Source organism: Streptomyces silvisoli (assembly GCF_029269905.1).
Classification (GTDB): Bacteria; Actinomycetota; Actinomycetes; order Streptomycetales; family Streptomycetaceae; genus Streptantibioticus_A; species Streptantibioticus_A silvisoli_A.
Genome location: NZ_JARJBC010000026.1, coordinates 54,181 through 70,107 on the forward strand (window position 1 = coordinate 54,181; position 15,927 = coordinate 70,107).

Annotated in this window: 16 protein-coding genes; 6 read left to right on the forward strand and 10 right to left on the reverse strand. The window is 70.1% G+C overall.

Annotated features, from left to right (window positions below):
* Positions 1-14: 14 nt before the first annotated feature.
* Together P3G67_RS30325 and P3G67_RS30330 are read left to right on the forward strand one after the other, a co-directional pair.
* Positions 15-815: an SDR family oxidoreductase gene (locus tag P3G67_RS30325; RefSeq protein ID WP_276096351.1), complete on the forward strand. Its 801-nt coding sequence runs from the start codon at positions 15-17 to the stop codon at positions 813-815.
* Between the two features lie 4 nt (positions 816-819).
* Positions 820-1,467, forward strand: coding sequence for a TetR family transcriptional regulator (locus P3G67_RS30330; RefSeq protein ID WP_269855645.1), 648 nt, complete (start codon positions 820-822; stop codon positions 1,465-1,467).
* A 165-nt stretch (positions 1,468-1,632) separates the two neighbouring features.
* Here P3G67_RS30330 and P3G67_RS30335 read toward each other — a convergent pair whose 3' ends face one another.
* The gene (locus P3G67_RS30335) at positions 1,633-2,112 is read right to left on the reverse strand and encodes a nitroreductase/quinone reductase family protein (RefSeq protein ID WP_276096352.1); all 480 of its coding nucleotides are present in this window, start codon (positions 2,110-2,112) and stop codon (positions 1,633-1,635) included.
* Positions 2,112-3,350, reverse strand: a complete 1,239-nt coding sequence (locus P3G67_RS30340; RefSeq protein ID WP_276096396.1) for an acyl-CoA dehydrogenase family protein — start codon at positions 3,348-3,350, stop codon at positions 2,112-2,114. Before P3G67_RS30340 ends, P3G67_RS30335 begins: the two co-directional genes overlap by 1 nt.
* Positions 3,351-3,491: 141 nt before the next feature.
* Here P3G67_RS30340 and P3G67_RS30345 point away from each other — a divergent pair, with 141 nt between their 5' ends.
* The gene (locus P3G67_RS30345; RefSeq protein ID WP_276096353.1) at positions 3,492-4,676 is read left to right on the forward strand and encodes a thiolase C-terminal domain-containing protein; all 1,185 of its coding nucleotides are present in this window, start codon (positions 3,492-3,494) and stop codon (positions 4,674-4,676) included.
* Between the two features lie 34 nt (positions 4,677-4,710).
* Here P3G67_RS30345 and P3G67_RS30350 read toward each other — a convergent pair whose 3' ends face one another.
* Genes P3G67_RS30350 through P3G67_RS30360 form a run of 3 tightly spaced genes read right to left on the reverse strand, consistent with a single transcriptional unit; the run spans position 4,711 to position 6,185 of the window.
* A complete protein-coding gene (locus P3G67_RS30350) occupies positions 4,711-5,274 on the reverse strand; it encodes a GNAT family N-acetyltransferase (RefSeq protein ID WP_276096354.1) in 564 nt (187 codons plus the stop codon).
* A 4-nt stretch (positions 5,275-5,278) separates the two neighbouring features.
* On the reverse strand, positions 5,279-5,707 hold the full coding sequence (locus P3G67_RS30355) for a Zn-ribbon domain-containing OB-fold protein (RefSeq protein ID WP_276096355.1): 429 nt from the start codon (positions 5,705-5,707) through the stop codon (positions 5,279-5,281).
* Positions 5,708-5,735: 28 nt separating this feature from the next.
* Positions 5,736-6,185 (reverse strand): DoxX family protein, encoded by a 450-nt coding sequence (locus P3G67_RS30360; RefSeq protein WP_276096356.1) that lies wholly within the window; start codon positions 6,183-6,185, stop codon positions 5,736-5,738.
* A 208-nt stretch (positions 6,186-6,393) separates the two neighbouring features.
* On the opposite strand from P3G67_RS30360, the gene P3G67_RS30365 reads away from it, so the two are divergent.
* The 3 genes from P3G67_RS30365 to P3G67_RS30375 all read left to right on the forward strand — a co-directional run bounded on the left by P3G67_RS30365 (position 6,394) and on the right by P3G67_RS30375 (position 10,220).
* Positions 6,394-8,607, forward strand: a complete 2,214-nt coding sequence (locus P3G67_RS30365) for an acetate--CoA ligase family protein (protein ID WP_276096357.1) — start codon at positions 6,394-6,396, stop codon at positions 8,605-8,607.
* A 67-nt stretch (positions 8,608-8,674) separates the two neighbouring features.
* Positions 8,675-9,535 (forward strand): enoyl-CoA hydratase/isomerase family protein, encoded by an 861-nt coding sequence (locus P3G67_RS30370; protein ID WP_276096358.1) that lies wholly within the window; start codon positions 8,675-8,677, stop codon positions 9,533-9,535.
* Positions 9,536-9,596: 61 nt separating this feature from the next.
* Positions 9,597-10,220, forward strand: a complete 624-nt coding sequence (locus tag P3G67_RS30375) for a flavin reductase family protein (RefSeq protein ID WP_276096359.1) — start codon at positions 9,597-9,599, stop codon at positions 10,218-10,220.
* A 70-nt stretch (positions 10,221-10,290) separates the two neighbouring features.
* On the opposite strand, the gene P3G67_RS30380 is transcribed toward P3G67_RS30375, so the two are convergent.
* The 5 genes from P3G67_RS30380 to P3G67_RS30400 all read right to left on the reverse strand — a co-directional run bounded on the left by P3G67_RS30380 (position 10,291) and on the right by P3G67_RS30400 (position 15,895).
* Positions 10,291-11,358 (reverse strand): Zn-dependent alcohol dehydrogenase, encoded by a 1,068-nt coding sequence (locus P3G67_RS30380; RefSeq protein WP_276096360.1) that lies wholly within the window; start codon positions 11,356-11,358, stop codon positions 10,291-10,293.
* 28 nt (positions 11,359-11,386) lie between these two features.
* Positions 11,387-12,847 carry an aldehyde dehydrogenase family protein gene (locus P3G67_RS30385; RefSeq protein WP_276096361.1) on the reverse strand — a complete coding sequence of 487 codons (1,461 nt, stop codon included), beginning with the start codon at positions 12,845-12,847 and terminating at the stop codon, positions 11,387-11,389.
* Between the two features lie 65 nt (positions 12,848-12,912).
* The gene (locus P3G67_RS30390) at positions 12,913-13,761 is read right to left on the reverse strand and encodes an SDR family oxidoreductase (protein WP_276096362.1); all 849 of its coding nucleotides are present in this window, start codon (positions 13,759-13,761) and stop codon (positions 12,913-12,915) included.
* Positions 13,758-14,981 (reverse strand): acyl-CoA dehydrogenase family protein, encoded by a 1,224-nt coding sequence (locus P3G67_RS30395; protein WP_276096363.1) that lies wholly within the window; start codon positions 14,979-14,981, stop codon positions 13,758-13,760. Before P3G67_RS30395 ends, P3G67_RS30390 begins: the two co-directional genes overlap by 4 nt.
* Before the next feature lie 8 nt (positions 14,982-14,989).
* On the reverse strand, positions 14,990-15,895 hold the full coding sequence (locus P3G67_RS30400) for an SDR family oxidoreductase (protein ID WP_276096364.1): 906 nt from the start codon (positions 15,893-15,895) through the stop codon (positions 14,990-14,992).
* Positions 15,896-15,927 lie beyond the last annotated feature (32 nt).

Here is a 15,927-nt window from a genome sequence, read left to right on the forward strand (position 1 = left end):
GCACGATAGCCGACATGACAGATGGCCTGGAAGGGCAAGTCGCGCTCGTGACAGGCGGCACCCGCGGCATCGGGCGGGCGATCGCCGAGCGATTGCGGGCGGCGGGCGCCGAGGTCGCCGTCTGCGCCCGTGGGAAACCGAAGGCGCTGCCGGAAGGCATCGCCTTCCACCAGGCCGACGTACGGGACCCGGAGGCCGTCAGCGCGCTGTTCGACGGGTTGCGCGCCGCGTACGGGCGGCTCGATCTGCTGGTCAACAACGCGGGCGGCTCCCCGTACGTGGAGGCGGCCACCGCCTCCCCGCGGTTCTCCCGCGCCATCATCGAGCTGAACCTGCTGGCGCCGCTGTACTGCGCGCAGGCGGCGCACCTGATCATGCGCGAGCAGCCCGGTGGCGGATCCATCGTCAACATCGGCAGTGTCAGCGGGGCCCGCCCCTCCCCCGGGACCGCCGCCTATGGAGCGGCCAAGGCCGGCCTGTCCTCGCTCACCCGCTCCCTGGCCGCCGAATGGGCGCCGAAGGTCCGGGTGAACTGCCTGGTCGTGGGCCTCGTCCTGACGGAGGACAGCACCGGCGCCGCAACGGACGCGGCCCTCGACCACTACGGGGACGAGTCCGCCCGGCGGGCGCTGACAGCCGCGATCCCCATGGGCCGACTGGCCCACCCCGACGAGATCGCGGATCCGGTGCTCTTTCTGGCATCACCGGGCGCGCGCTATATAACCGGCGCTGACCTGCACATTCACGGCGGTGGAGAGCGCCCTCCCCATTTGTACGCAGCCGAATCGCGCACTGATCACCCGAAGGTAAACTGACGGCATGACAGGACAAGTTCGCACCGTCGACGGCCGAGTTGCAGGGCGCCGCGGGCAGGCGACGCGGCAGAAGCTGCTCGAATGCCTCAGCGAGATGCTCAGCACTTCGCCGTACCGGGACGTCAAGGTCATCGACGTCGCCCGGATGGCGGGTACCTCCCCCGCAACGTTTTACCAGTACTTCCCCGATGTCGAGGGCGCGGTCCTCGAACTCGCCGAGGAGATGGCCAAGGAAGGGGCGACCCTCACCGATCTGGTCGCGGGACGCACCTGGGCGGGCAAACCCGCCTGGGCCGCCGCGGAAGACCTGGTGGACGGGTTCCTTTCCTTCTGGCGTAAGAACGACGCCATTCTGCGCGTCGTCGACCTTGGCGCGGCGGAAGGGGACAAACGGTTCTACAAGATCCGTATGAAGATCCTCAACGCCGTCACCAACTCCCTCACCGACTCCATCAAGGAGCTTCAGGACAAGGGCCGGGTCGACAAGTGGGTCAACCCGGCGGCGATCGCCGGTTCGCTGGTCGCGATGCTCGCCGCGGTGGCCGCGCACCAGAAGGGCTTCCAGTCCTGGGGCGTCAAGCAGGCTGAGCTCAAGCCCAACCTGGCGCTCCTGGTACACCTGGGTGTGACCGGTAAGAAGCCGACCAAGTAGCAGCTCCGGCACCATTCGGCGGCGGCTCAGCGCCGTGTCGCCAGTTCGTCCTGCCACGTCCTGCCAGGCATTGACGCGGGCGTCGGCCGGCCCTCGGGGGAGGTAGCCGGTCCGGCGCCCGCGTCGGCGTATGGGCGTCCGCCCCCCGCTCCAGATGGCGCTCGGTCAGTCGCGCGGAGTGAGCCGGAACAGCCGGATCTCCCGCTCCACCCGCGCCGCGTACTTCGCGTACGGCGGCCAGAAGCGCACCACCGCCTCCCACACCCGCGCACGCTCGGCGCCTTCGAGCAACGCGGCCGTGACCGGGATATCGCGGCCCTTCCAGCTGATGCGAGCGCTCGGATTCCTGATCAGGTTGCCTGTCCAGGCTGGGTGATCCGGTCGCCCGAAGTTGCTGCCCACCAGCACAAACGTGCCGTCCTTGACGGGCATGCAGGCCAACGGGGTCTGCCGCGGCTGCCCGCTGCGCGCCCCTGTGGAGGTCAGGACCACGCTCGGCAGCATCCGGGTGCCCAGCAGCACCTTGCCGCCGGTCAGCCGATGGACCAGCCGATCCAGCGCCGGGAGGACATGCGGCGCCACCTTCGCGAACGCCCGGCTGGACGAGACCTCCTGAACGATCCGCCGGACCGCACCTGACGCCATCACGCGACCGCCTCCTCGGCAACAGTGGAACCGAACAACCCGGCACGCCGCGCGGCCCGCGCCCGCAGCCGGTGTACCGGACCGAAGATCAACTCATCGGCGGCGGCCCGCTTGAAGTACAGATGCGCGTGGTGCTCCCAGGTGAAGCCGATCCCACCATGGAGCTGGATCGACTCCGCGGCCACCTGGTTCAGCGTCTCCAGCGCCTGCGCGAGCGCCAGTGGACCGACGACACCGATGTCGTCCTCCATACCGCCGCCGTCGACCGGGCCCTCGCGGCCCACCGCCCAGGCGGCGTAGTACGCGGCGGAACGTGCCGCCTGCACTCGCACATAGCCGTCGGCGAGGCGGTGTTTGACTGCCTGGAACGATCCGACGGGCCGTCCGAACTGCTCTCTCACCCGCAGATACGCCACCGTGCTGGACAGCGCGAAGTCCGCCGCCCCCACCGCCTGAGCGGCCAGCACGGCCGCGGCGAGCCCGCCGGTGCGCACCAGTGCCGCCGTCAGCTCGTCCGGCGCCGGCGCGGCCGCTTCGCCCAGGGGCACGCCGGCCACGTCACGCAGCTCCACGCGGGCCTGCGGACGGGTCTCATCAAGCGTGGTGAGCCGGGTGCGGGTCAGTCCGGACGCCCCCGCGTCCACCATGAACAGGTGAGTGCGGCCCCGCACGTAGCCGCCGGTATGCGCGGCGACCAGCAGCAGCCCAGCGCTGTGCCCGTCCAGCACCTGGTCCACCTGACCGTAGAGCCGCCAGCCGTCCGCGAGCTGCCGGGCCTGTACGCCGCCGGCTCGGCCGCCCCCGGGCCAGGGGCCGTGGTTCGGGCCGGTCAGCCCGAGAACGGCGCTCAGCGGCCCGGGAGCGGCCAATGCGGCCGTCAGCTCGCCCGCCGCGATGCGCGGCAGGTAACCGATCCGCTGCTCCTCGCTGCCCAACTCCGCGACAAGCGGTGCCACCAGCACGCAGCTGGTCAGCAGCGGAGCGGGCAGCAGCACCCGGCCGGCCTCCTCGCTCGCCAGCACCAGCTCGGTCGGACCGCAGCCGACGCCCCCGTACCGCGGCGGGAGGGCCAAACCCGGCATCCCGAGCCGCTTGGCCAGCTCTCGCCACACTTCGACGTCATAGCCGGCGGGTGTGCGGCACGCGGCCCTGACCTGCTCCGGTCCGCACCGCTTGCGCAGCAGGTCGCGCAGGGTGCGCCGGATCTCGTCCTGTTCCTCGGTGAACGCGGCATCCATCGGCGGGTCCTTCCAGGTGATCCACCGCAGCACTCTCATTAACTGACGATCCGTCATGTTAGAGAGCAAGACAGTACGCGCACAGGGGTGCGCCATGACGACATTGCGCGGCCCTCACCAAACTGATGTACCGTCAGTTACGTGTCGACATCCGTGATATCCCGTGCCCTCCGCAAGGTCGCCGTCGTCGGCGTGGCCCTGGCCGACTGCGGCCGGGTCGATGAGCGCACCGCCTACGCCCTGCACGCGCAGGCCGCCCGACGCGCCCTGGCGGACAGCGGACTCGACCGGTCGGTCATCGACGGCTTCGGCTCGGCGGGACTGGGCACCCTGGCACCCGTCGAGGTGGCCGAATACCTGGGACTGCGCCCCACCTGGGTCGACTCCACCTCCGTTGGCGGCTCGACCTGGGAGGTGATGGCGGCGCACGCCGCCGACGCCATCACCGCCGGGCACGCCAACGCCGTCCTGCTGGCCTACGGCTCCACCGCCCGCGCCGATCTCAAGGCCGGACGCCGAACCGCAAACCTCTCCCTGGGCGCCCATGGCCCGCTGCAGTTCGAGGCGCCCTACGGCCACACGCTGATCGCCAAGTACGCGATGGCCGCCCGCCGCCATATGCACGAGTACGGCACCACGCTGGAACAGCTCGCCGAGGTGGCAGTCCAGGCCCGGGGGAACGCCAGCCGCAACCCCGACGCGATGTACCGCACACCGATCACCGTGGACGAGGTGCTCTCGGGCCCGATGATCGCCGATCCGTTCACCAAGCTGCACTGCTGCATCCGCTCCGACGGCGGCTGCGCTGTACTGCTCGCCGCCGAGGAGTACGTACCGGACACCGCCAAGCCGCCTGTCTGGATCCTGGGCACCGGCGAGTGCGTATCGCACTCCGCGACGTCCCAGTGGGAGGACTTCACCGTCTCACCCGCGACGGTCTCCGGACGGCTTGCCTTCGAACGCGCCGGAATCCGACCGTCCGAGATCGATGTCGCCCAGATCTACGACGCGTTCACCTACATGACGCTGGTGACGCTGGAGGACCTGGGCTTCTGCGGCAAGGGCGAGGGCGGGGCCTTCGTCACGAAGGGGCGGCTGCTGACCGATGGCGAACTCCCGGTCAACACCGACGGTGGCGGGCTGTCCGCCTGCCATCCCGGTATGCGCGGACTGTTCCTTCTCGTGGAAGCCGTACGGCAGTTGAGGGGCGAGGCGGGCGGCCACCAGGTGCGCGGAGCGGGTGGGCGGCTCCCCCGGCTGGCTGTGGCCTCCGGGACGGGCGGCTGGTTCTGCTCCTCGGGCACCGTCGTCCTGGGGCGCGACTGACACACCTGGCGCCGCGCGGCCGGAACCGGCACGGTCAGGGAGCGGTCGGCGCCTCGGGTGCCGGATCGACGGCGAGTCGGGCGTGCAGATGCAGGTCGCGAGGCACACCGTCCAGATCGATCCGCGCGCCACGCAACAGCCCCTCATAGGCGTACGCGCACCGGCGGGCGACCGCACAGGACGCCTCGTTGTCGAGATCGTGGCCCAACTCCAGCCGGTAGAGGCCGAGATCGCGAAACGCCCACCGGGTGACCGCCTCAAGCGCCCGCGCCGCTATGCGCCGTCCCCGCTCCTCCCGGATCACCCAGTAGCCGACCCGTCCACTGCGCATCCTCGGGTCGGACAACTGCACGCCGACATGGCCACGCACATCGCCGTCCTCGGAGACGGCGAACGAGAGCATGTCACCACGCACCCACCCCTCCCTGCGGCTGCGTATGAACCTCAGCGCGCCCCTCTCGTCCTCGATCCGCGCCGCGGGCGTGTTCCAGCGGTTGAAGTCCGGGTCCGACAGACCGCGTAGCGCGGCCTTCGCATCGCCCTCCTCCCAGGGGCGCAACGTCAGTCCGTAGGCCTGGAGTTCGACAGGTCGCACCATGCACTCATTCAACACCTGTACCGGCCAAGCGGAATACGGGGATCGTGCACGTTCCGCCGTCCGCCATGGTGCGGAAGGCCACCCGAAGTTCAGCTCCGATCCGCAGATCGGACTCCGTGCAGTCGACCACCTCCGTCATCATGCGCGGCCCTTCGGCGAGAGTGGCCACCGCGGCGATGTAAGGCACACGGTTCCCGAAGGGCGGCAGATCGTTGCGATGGACAACCGACCAGGTGTAGAGCGTGGCCTTACCACTGGCCTCCTCCCAGTCGACGGCTTCGCTCCAGCAGCCCGGACAGAACTCACGCGGATAGTGGTGCGCGACCCCGCAGTCCCGGCACCGTCTGACCAGCAACCTGCCTTCGGCCGCCGCGTCCCAGTAGGGGCGGGTGAAGGAGTCGATCTCCGGCCGGTCGAAGCGCACTTCTGGCATGGCTGTTCCTTCCGCTCACGTTCCACCGTCAGAAGAGTCCGAACGCCGCGTCGAGTGACCAGTGCTGCCAGCACATGGCGAACAGTCCCACCAGCGATATCAGCGCCATCATCGAGTTCTGCCCCTGCTCGGCCCAGTCGTGGATCATCAGCATGAAATAGACGAGGTTGAGCAGTAGGCCGCCCACCAGGGCTATCGGCGTGAGCAACCCGAGCGTCAGACCCAGGCCGAGGGCGAGTTCGGCGTAGACCACCACATGGGCGATCGCCTTGGGCCGAGGGGCCACGACGGCACTGAAGCCGTTGCGCACCAAGGCCCAGCGGTGCTTCCCCGCGATATCCGCTGCCCAGGCGATGCCCGAACCGCGCTCGAACCAGGCCCGCTTGTCCTTGTGCCGCCAACTCTCCAACCACCACAGACCGAGGCCTATGCGCAGCACGGCGAGCCAGTCGCCGCCGGTAAGCCAGAGTGTGTGCATCACCGAACTCCTCCCTCATCGAATCCCCGGCATCTGGCACGTTCGTTGATCCACCGCCCGCTCCCTGGGCGAAGCCCTCCCTACCCCTCGGTCCACACGCGCCCCTGTGGAAGCTTCTCGCTACTGACCAGTTCCTGCCGCCCAATCCATTCAGTAATCTGACTATGCGTCAGTTACGTCAACACCGCATCAGGAACGGGCGGGACCCATGCTTGGATCGACACACGGCAGCCTCAGCACCGATCCCCGTTCGGCGCGGGCCGTGGCCTGCGGTGAGCGTCCTGCACCCACCGTGCACGGCGCCGCGGACCTCGACGTCAGCGGACGGCCGCTGTACGCCCCGGTGCCCGACCTCGACCGGTTCTTCCACCCGGAGACGGTGGCCGTGATCGGCGCCTCGGACGCCGAGGGCAAGCCGAACACCGGCATCACCCGTCAGCTGATGGCCTGGGCCGAACGCGTCGGCGCCCGGCTCCTTCCCGTCAACCCGGGGCGCGAGACGGTCTTCGGGCTGCCCTGCCACGGGTCCGTAGCGCAGTTGCCGCAGCCGCTGGACCTCGCCGTGCTACTGGTCGCCGACCCGCTGCCGGTGGTGGAGCAACTGGCCGAGGCCAAGGCGAAGTTCGCTGTCGCGTTCGCCTCCGGGTTCGCCGAGACCGGTGCGGCGGGCGCCGCCGCCCAGCAGCGTCTGGCCGAGGCGGTGACCCGCTCGAGCCTGCGGCTGCTCGGGCCGAACACCAATCTCAACGCCTTCGAGCGGTTCCGCGACGACCTGGAAGGCCCAGCGATCGCGTTGATCACCCAGTCAGGCCATCAGGGCCGCCCGGTCTTCGCCCTTCAGGAGTTGGGCATCCGGCTCAGCCACTGGGCGCCCACCGGCAACGAGTCCGACCTGGAAGCGGCCGACTTCATCTCGTACTTCGCCGAACAGGCCGAGGTGGGGGCCATCGCCGCATATGTGGAAGGGCTCAAGGACGGCCGTTCGTTCATGCTCGCCGCCGATCGGGCGGCCAGGAACAAGGTCCCGATCGTCGCGATCAAGGTCGGCAGGACCGAGACCGGCGCTCGTACGGCCGCCTCGCACACCGGCAAGCTGACCGGCTCGGACGCCGTCACCGACGCGGCCTTCAAGCAGTTCGGCGTCATCCGGGTCAACGGCCTCGACGAACTCCAGGACACCGCCCAGCTGTTGGCACGCGCCAAACCGCCGAGCGCCGATGGTGTCGTCGTCTACTCCATCTCCGGCGGCACCGGCGCGCACTTCTCCGACCTGGCCAGCGCGGCGGGTCTGCCACTGCCCGTGCTGTCCGAACACAAGCAGTCCGAGTTGCACCAGTGGATACCCGAGTACCTGAACGTGGCCAATCCGGTGGACAACGGCGGCCACCCAGTGGGTGACTGGCGGGGACGCAAGATCATCGACGCGATCCTGGCCGACCCGGCAGTGGGCGTACTGGTCTGCCCCATCACCGGGCCGTTCCCGCCCATGAGCGACAAGCTGGCCCAGGACCTGGTGGACGCGGCGGAGCGCACGGACAAGCTGGTGTGCGTGGTGTGGGGCTCGCCGGTGGGCACCGAGGCGGCCTATCGCAGCACGCTCCTGGGCTCCTCCAAGGTCGTCACGTTCCGCACCTTCGGCAACTGTGTCAACGCGATCAAGGCCTACCTCGACCACCACCGATTCGTCGCCGACTACCGGTCTCCCTTCGCCGACGCTCCACGCACGCTCTCCCCGTCCGTCCGCAAGGCCCGACCACTGCTGTGCCGCGGCCAGCAGTTGAGTGAACACGCGGCCAAGCAGTTGCTGCGGGCTTACGGAATCCGCGTGCCACGCGAGCAGTTGGTGAACAGTGCCGCCGGGGCGGTGCGCGCGGCGGGACTCGTCGGCTACCCGATCGTGATGAAGGCATCCGGAGCCCGGCTCTCGCACAAGACCGAACTCGGGCTTGTCCAGGTCGGATTGACCTCCGCCAGCCAGGTCCGGGACGCCTACCGGGAGCTGACCGACATCGCCCGCTTCGGAAACTTCGAGCTGGACGGAATCCTGGTCTGCCAGATGGTGGAGCAGGGCGTGGAGATGGTCGTCGGTGTCAGCCACGACCCGCTGTTCGGGCCCACCGTGACGGTCGGGCTCGGCGGCGTACTGGTCGAGGTCCTGCGGGACACAGCGGTTCGCGTACCACCGTTCGGGGCCGAGGAGGCCCACGCGATGCTCCGGGAGCTGCGCGGGTACCCCCTTCTCGACGGCGTACGCGGCCAACCGCCCGCCGACACAGAGGCGTTGGTGGATGTTGTCCTGCGCCTGGAGCGCATGGCGATGGAACTCGACGACAGCCTCGCCGAACTGGACATCAACCCGTTGATGGTGCTGCCGCGCGGTCAGGGCGCCGTGGCGCTGGACGCGCTCGCGGTGTGCCGGTGAGCCGCGTGCGGCAACCGGCCGACGCCGTGTGGGCGGCCGAGACTTCCGATCGCGACCAAGGACGTTCATGACTTCCTCCCCCGAAGAATCCATCGGTCCGTCCGTCGATTCCTTTGTACTCCAGGCCACTGACAACGGCGTCTCCTGGATCACCCTCAACCGGCCGGAGGCGATGAACGCGCTCGCCCCCGACCAGCGCGAACGCCTCGTCGGCCTGCTGGGCGACGCCTCCGGCGATCCGCTGGTCAGGTCCGTCGTGATCACCGGTACGGGCCGGGCGTTCTGCGCCGGAGCCGACTTGCGCGCCAGGTCCGCCCCCCGCCCAGGCAACCCCGCCAGCGCGAGCCGACCTCCCGGCGAACGCATCGCGGGCGACGTCGCGCGAACCATACGGCGCGGCGCCCAGCGGCTGATCGCCGCCGTGCTGGACTGCGAGAAGCCGGTGATCGCGGCGGTGAACGGCACCGCCGCCGGGGTCGGGGCACACCTCGCTTTCGCCTGCGACCTCGTCATCGCGGCCGAGGGCGCGAGGTTCATCGAGGTGTTCGTGCGACGCGGACTCGTCCCCGACGGAGGTGGCGCCTATCTGCTCCCCCGGCTGGTCGGTCCGCAGCGCGCCAAGGAGCTGATGTTCTTCGGCGACGACCTGCCTGCGGACGCCGCCCAGCGTCTGGGGTTGGTCAACCGTGTCGTGCCCGCCGACGAGTTGATGAAGGCCACCCGGGAGTGGGCCTGTCGGCTGGCGTCCGGCCCCACCCGCGCGCTGGCGCTCACCAAGCAACTGGTCAACTCCTCACTGGTGTCGGACCGGAGCACCGCGTTCGCCGCCGAAGCCGCCGCTCAGGAGATCAACATGACCACCGCGGACGCCCAGGAAGGCGTCCTGGCCTTCGTTGAACGCCGCACCCCGCACTTCCGGGGCCGCTGACCGACAGCGAAGCCCCCACACCTTCCAATCTGACTAAGCGTCAGTTTTAATGGTTAATGTGATGGGACACGCGGGAATGGCGGCTACGGCGGTCCGCTACCTCAGGTCGGTCGGGGCACCGACAACCGCCGCTCCCGTCGCGGCGATGCCACGACCGGAACTGCGCGCGGTACGAGAGGACGAGCGGGCACCGCTGGATCAGGGCGAGTTCCGCCGGGTGCTGGGCCACTTCGCCAGCGGCGTCACGGTCATCACCGCACCAGGCGCACCCGACAAGGGGCGCGGCCCCGCCGGCTTCGCCTGCCAGTCCTTCGTCTCGCTGTCGCTGGACCCGCCGCTGGTCGCGTTCATGGTCGGCCGTACGTCCAGCACCTGGCCACGGATCGCCGGCGCCGGAGTCTTCTGCGCCAACGTGCTCGGCGCCGACCAGAGCGAACTGTGCCGGGCATTCGCCGTCAGCGGCGGCGACAAGTTCGCCGGAGTGGAATGGTCTCCCGCCCCCGCGACCGGTGCGCCGCTGCTCGCCGGGGTCCCCGCCTGGATCGACTGCACGATTCACGCCGTGCACACAGGCGGCGACCACCTCATTGTCGTCGGCCATGTCGCCGCCCTGGGCACCCCGCGGCGAGGTGCGCCGTCGCCGCTCATCTTCCACCAGGGACGCTTCGGCACCGTCTCCGGCTAGAGCCGCGGCACGGCCTTCCACTGGACTCGCAAGGCGAGAAGGCCGGAACGTCGGCCGACGCCAGGCCCCTTCAGAAGGTGAGGACCGCCCGGGCCACCCGCCCGTGACGCGCGTCGTCGGCTGCTTCGGCGAACTCCTCGACCGGATAGCTCCTGGTGACCAACTCATCGAGCAGGAGCCGACGTTGGCGGTACAGCTCGGCGTACAGCGCGATGTCCCGCTGCGGCCGTGAGGATCCGTACCGGCAGCCGAGAATGGACTTGTCCAGGTACATGGTGGAGACCTGGAACGAAGCCTCGGCGCCCGCGGGCGGTACGCCGAGCAGTACGGCCTGGCCGTGCCGGTCCAGCAGGTCGACGGCCTGACGGATGAGTCTGACGTGCCCCACGCATTCGAAGGCGTGGTCGGCGCCGGTCGGCAGAAGGGCATGGACGGCCTTGACCGGGTCGGCGTCCTCCGAGGCGTCGATGAAGTCGGTGGCGCCGAACTGCCGGGCGGCCGCTTCCTTCGCCGGGTTCGCGTCGATGGCGACGATGCGCCGCGCACCGGCGAGCCGCGCGCCCTGGATGACGTTCAGGCCGATGCCACCGGTGCCGATGACGACCACCGATTCGCCGAGGCCGACCCTGGCCCGGTTGAGAACGGCGCCGACGCCGGTCAGGACCGCGCAGCCGATCAACGCCGCTGAGGTGAGGGGGACCTCCTTGGGGATGGGCACCGCCTGCACCGCCTTGACGATGGTGCGCTCCGCGAAAGCGGAGTTGGCCGCGAAGTTGTAGAGCGCCTCGCCGCCACGGCTGAACGGCCGTTCCGGACGGCCCATCGCACTGCGGCACATGGTCGGACGGCCTTGATCGCACTCGGCGCAGGTACCGCAGTTCGCCAACGTGGACAGCGCGACGTGATCGCCGGGCGCGACGTGGCTCACGCCCGCGCCGACCGACTCGACCACGCCCGCGCCCTCGTGACCGAGCACGACGGGTACCGGGAAGGGGATCGTGCCGTCGATCACCGAAAGGTCGCTGTGGCACAACCCCGCGGCCCGGATGCGGACCTCGACTTCGCCCGGCCCGGGTGCGCGTACCGCGAGGTCGTCCACGACCCGGGGCTGCTCGCCGTCGAAGATGACGCCTCTCATATCCACCGTCCTCACGACCGCCGGTTCCTCACGAGGGCCAGACCACCGACTGGAGTTCGCTGTACGCGTGCAGGCCGAAGGAGCCGCCGTCCCGGCCGACTCCGCTGTCCTTGAATCCGCCGAAGGGCGTTTCGGGATGCCGCTGCACGGTGTTGATCCCGACGTTCCCGCTGCGCAGCCGACCGGCGAGCCGCCAGGCGCGACCGGCGTCGCCCGAGAAGACGTAGTCGTACAGGCCGTACGCGGTGCCGTTGGCGATCTCGACCGCGTCGGCCTCGGTGTCGAAGGGGATGGCGACGACCACCGGCCCGAAGATCTCCTCCTGGGCCACCGCCGTCTCCGGCCGGACGTCGGCGATGAGGGTGGGCGCCACGTAGTACCCGGGCTTGAGATCGGGACGGGTACCGCCGGTGACGATGCGGGCGCCCTGGTCCCGGGCCCCGGAGATATAGGACTCGACGCGGTCGCGGTGGGCGGCGCTGATCAACGGGCCGACGATCGTGGAGTTATCCACAGGGTCCCCGGTTGTCAGTGCCTCGGCGTAGCGTTGAAGACCGGTGACGACCTTCTCGTACAGCGCGCGATGGACGAGTACCCGGGTCGGTGCCGTGCAGATCTGTCCGCTGTGGAACGACCACGTTGAGCCGACGCCGCCCACCGCGTTTTTCAGTGCCCCGTCGGTCACGTCGTCCAGGACGATCGCGGCTCCCTTGCCACCGAGTTCCATGAGGGTTCGCTTCATCGACCGTCCAGCCGATTCGGCTATCGCCTTACCCACGGAGGTGGAACCAGTGAAACTGATCATGTCGACATCGGGGTGCCCGACCAGGTCCTCACCGGCCGCGGCACCGGATCCGGCCACCACGTTGAACACTCCGTCCGGCAGGCCGGCCTGCTGGAAGATCTCGCCGAGAAGGAGACAGGTCAACGGGTCCTGCGGCGCGGGCTTGGCCACGACCGTGTTGCCCATGGCCAGTGCCGGAGCGGCCTTCCCCGCCAGATTCACCACGGGGAAGTTGTACGAGGTGATACAGCCGACGACGCCGACCGGGCGCCGGACGGCCGCCGCGCCGAGCAGTCCTCCGGGGGCCAGCGGGGACGCCTTCACCGGCAGCGGCGCCAAGGGGATCGTGTCAGCCTCGGTCGCCCCACGCGCATAGCGCCGGAAGCGCTCCGCGGCCGTGGGCAGTTGCATGGTGGACGCCACCCGCATCGTCGCCCCGGTCTCTGCCTGGAGCAGCGGCACGAGGTCCTTGGCACGGGCGGCCAGCAGGTCCGCGACGCTGTCCAGCACGGCGGCGCGCTCCCGGGGCGTGGTGCGGCTCCAGTCCTCGTACGCGGTGCGCGCGGCTTGGACCGCGGCGTCCACATCGTCTCGGGTCGCTTCCGGGGCAAGGCCGATGACCTGCTCGGTGCCGGGGTTGACGACCGGATAGTGGTTCTGGGCGGGCTGGCGCCGTCCGTTGATCCAGTGCGCGTAGCGCTTCATTCGTCGGTGCCCTTCGCTGGGCTCGTTGGTCCGGTCACCCGCTGGACATGCAAGCGGCCGCGGTATCAGGGGTGTTGAGAGGAGACCGATATGACCTCACCGGTCAGATAGGAGCTGTAGCCGCTGGCAAGGAAGACGATCACGTTGGCGACCTCCCAGGGTGCGGCGGCGCGGCCGAAGGCCTCGCGGGAGGTGAGTTCGCCGAGCAGTGCGTCACTGGTGACCTTGGCCAGGTTGGGGTGCATGGCGAGAGAGGGGGCGACGGCGTTGACCCGCACACCGTGCGGGGCGGCCTCGATGGCCGCGCATCGGGTCAGCGCCATGACACCGGCCTTGGCCGCGGCGTAGTGGGCCTGTCCGGCCTGGGCGCGCCAGCCCAGTACGGAGGCGTTGTTGACGATCACGCCGGTGCCCCGGGGACACATGTGCCGTAGGGCGGCGCGGGTGCAGCGGAAGGTGCCGCCCAGCGTGGTGTCGAGGACCTGGCACCACTGCTCGTCGGTCATGTCGACGAGTTCGGCGGTACCGCCCAGGCCCGCGTTGTTGACCAGGACGTCGATACAGCCGAGTTCGGCACTGGCGGTCGCGAACAGCCGCCGTACGTCGGCCTCGACGGTCACATCGCAGGGCACTGCGAGGGGCTTGCTGCCCATGATGTCGGCGAGTTGCTCGGCGGACGCGGCCAGGCGGCGTTCGTGGCGGTCGCTGATGGCCACGGTGGCGCCTTCCTCGGCGCAGCGTTCGGCGGTGGCGAAGCCGATTCCGGTGCCCGCGGCGGCGGTTATCAGGACGGTACGTCCCGCAAGGAGTCCATGGGGTGGCTCGTACGCCGGTGGGCGCGTCTGACCGCCCGCGCCACCGCTGATGGTGACGCCGGACTCGGTGGGCCGCCCGGGGGCGGACTCGGCGGTCATGGGCGGGGTTCCTTCGGGAGCCCGAGGACGCGCTCGGCGATGATCGTCCGCTGGATCTCGTCGGATCCGCCGTAGATGGTGTCGGCGCGGCTGAACAGGAACATCCGCTGAAGGGAGTCGAGTTGATATGGAAGGTCAGCGTTCGGGTCGTCGGATCCGGCGACCGAAGATGATGACGCGGGCCGGAGGACGGGGCCCGCCGAGGCGGGGGCGCCTCGTACCGCCATCGCCAGTTCGCCGAGGCGCTGGTGCCAGCGGCCCCACAGGAGTTTGGACATGCTCGGGGCCGCCGGGTCCGTGGTGCCAAGGGTGCGCAGCGCGTTCCAGCGCATGATGCGCAGGTCGGCCCACTGCCGGATCAGGCGGTCACGCAACACCGGGTCGTCGGCGGCGCCGTTGTCGACGGCGAGCGCCATGATGTCGTCCAACTCCCGGGCGAAGCCGATCTGCTGCACGAGGGTGGAGACGCCGCGTTCGAAGCCGAGGAGGGCCATGGCGATGCGCCAGCCATCGCCTTCGGCACCGACTCGGTGGTCCACGGACGCGTACGCGCCGTCGAAGAACACCTCGTTGAAGTCGCTCTCCCCGGACATCTGGCGGATGGGCCGGACCTCGACGCGGCCGGGCTGGTCCATGGGCACCAGCAGGAAGGACAGTCCGCGGTGCCGCGTGGAGCCGGGCTCGGTGCGGGCCAGGACGAAGCACCAGTCCGCATCGAGCGCCAGAGACGTCCAGATCTTCTGGCCGGTGACGCGGTAGTCGGCTGCTCCGGTGTCCCGGACGGCCCCGGTGCGCACGCCCGCGAGGTCGGATCCGGCGCCTGGTTCGCTGTAGCCCTGGCACCACAGTTCCTCGCCACGGGCGATGGGCGGCAGGAATCGGTCGCGTTGGGCGGCGGTGCCGTGGGCGAGCAGGGTGGGGGCGAGCAGGTTCTCGCCGATGTGGCCGCAGCGGGACGGTGCGGCGGCGCGGGCGTACTCCTCGCCCCAGACGACCTGTTCGACCAGCGAGCCGTGCCGGTTCCCATACGGTCCGCGTGCGCCGTCGAGCGGTGCGCGCTCGCCGTCCGGGGTTTGCCAGCCCAGGCCGATCCAGCCGTGCGCGCCCAACTCGCGTTCCCACGCCCGGCCGTTGGTCGTGGTGGGCGTCAGATGCTCGGCGAGCCAGGCCCGTGCCTCGGTGCGGAACGCCTCGGCGCGCGGACCGAAGGTGAAGTCCATGACGGTTCCTAAGCGTTGGGGCGGTCGCCGGTGGCGGCGGCCTGTCGCATGGCCTCGAGTTGGGCGAGCAACGGCATCGGGTCGGTACCTACGGTGCCGGGCAGGAGGTCCGCGATGCGCTGCGGTGTCCAGGTGCCCTCCGCGTAGGCGGCGCGTAGTTCGCGGGGCTGGGCCCAGACCGCGATCTTGGGGCCGGCGACGGTGTACACCTGGCCGGTGATCTCGCGGGCGCGGTCGCTGAGGAGGTAGACCACGAACGGCGCGACATCCTCGGGATCGCCCATCTCCTTGAGTTCCATGGGGACGTTGGCGGACATCCGGGTGCGGGCGATCGGTGCGACGCAGTTGGCGGTCACACCGTACTTGTGCAGGCCGAGTGCGGCGCTGCGGACGAGGGAGATGACGCCGCCTTTGGCGGCGGAGTAGTTGGCCTGGGCGGCGCTGCCCTGGTGGTTGCCGCTGGTGAAGCCGATCAGGGTGCCGGAGCGCTGCTGGCGCATCACGGCGGAGGCGGCGCGGAAGACGGTGAAGGTGCCCTTGAGATGGGTGGCGACGACCGGGTCCCACTCCTGCTCGGTCATGTTGAACAGCATGCGCTCGCGCAGGATTCCGGCGACGCACACCGCCCCGTCGATCCGCCCGTACGCCTCGACGGCCGTGGCGACGACCCGGGCGCCGCCGGACATGGTCGCCACGTCGTCGGCCACGGCGACGGCGTCGCCGCCCGCCGCCTCGATCTCCTTGACCACGGCCGCCGCCACCTCGCTGGTCGGTTCGCCGCCCTCGACGGAGACGCCGTGGTCGTTGACCACGACCTTGGCGCCCTCGGCGGCGCAGGCGAGCGCGACGGCCCGTCCGATCCCCCGCCCCGCGCCGGTTATCGCGATGACCTTGCCGGTCAAGAAGTCGCCCACGGCCGAACCTTCCCACGGAACTTCCCCAGTTT

Bases quoted from the DNA above. Each gene is read 5' to 3' on its own strand.
- P3G67_RS30375 (WP_276096359.1), top strand. From the start codon at position 9,597: ATGGGACACGCGGGAATGGCGGCTACGGCGGTCCGCTACCTCAGGTCG.
- P3G67_RS30340 (WP_276096396.1), bottom strand. From the start codon at position 3,350: ATGGATGCCGCGTTCACCGAGGAACAGGACGAGATCCGGCGCACCCTG.
- P3G67_RS30390 (WP_276096362.1), bottom strand. From the start codon at position 13,761: ATGACCGCCGAGTCCGCCCCCGGGCGGCCCACCGAGTCCGGCGTCACC.
- P3G67_RS30350 (WP_276096354.1), bottom strand. From the start codon at position 5,274: ATGGTGCGACCTGTCGAACTCCAGGCCTACGGACTGACGTTGCGCCCC.
- P3G67_RS30385 (WP_276096361.1), bottom strand. From the start codon at position 12,847: ATGAAGCGCTACGCGCACTGGATCAACGGACGGCGCCAGCCCGCCCAG.
- P3G67_RS30370 (WP_276096358.1), top strand. From the start codon at position 8,675: ATGACTTCCTCCCCCGAAGAATCCATCGGTCCGTCCGTCGATTCCTTT.
- P3G67_RS30395 (WP_276096363.1), bottom strand. From the start codon at position 14,981: ATGGACTTCACCTTCGGTCCGCGCGCCGAGGCGTTCCGCACCGAGGCA.
- P3G67_RS30365 (WP_276096357.1), top strand. From the start codon at position 6,394: ATGCTTGGATCGACACACGGCAGCCTCAGCACCGATCCCCGTTCGGCG.
- P3G67_RS30330 (WP_269855645.1), top strand. From the start codon at position 820: ATGACAGGACAAGTTCGCACCGTCGACGGCCGAGTTGCAGGGCGCCGC.
- P3G67_RS30325 (WP_276096351.1), top strand. From the start codon at position 15: ATGACAGATGGCCTGGAAGGGCAAGTCGCGCTCGTGACAGGCGGCACC.
- P3G67_RS30380 (WP_276096360.1), bottom strand. From the start codon at position 11,358: ATGAGAGGCGTCATCTTCGACGGCGAGCAGCCCCGGGTCGTGGACGAC.
- P3G67_RS30355 (WP_276096355.1), bottom strand. From the start codon at position 5,707: ATGCCAGAAGTGCGCTTCGACCGGCCGGAGATCGACTCCTTCACCCGC.
- P3G67_RS30360 (WP_276096356.1), bottom strand. From the start codon at position 6,185: ATGCACACACTCTGGCTTACCGGCGGCGACTGGCTCGCCGTGCTGCGC.
- P3G67_RS30335 (WP_276096352.1), bottom strand. From the start codon at position 2,112: ATGGCGTCAGGTGCGGTCCGGCGGATCGTTCAGGAGGTCTCGTCCAGC.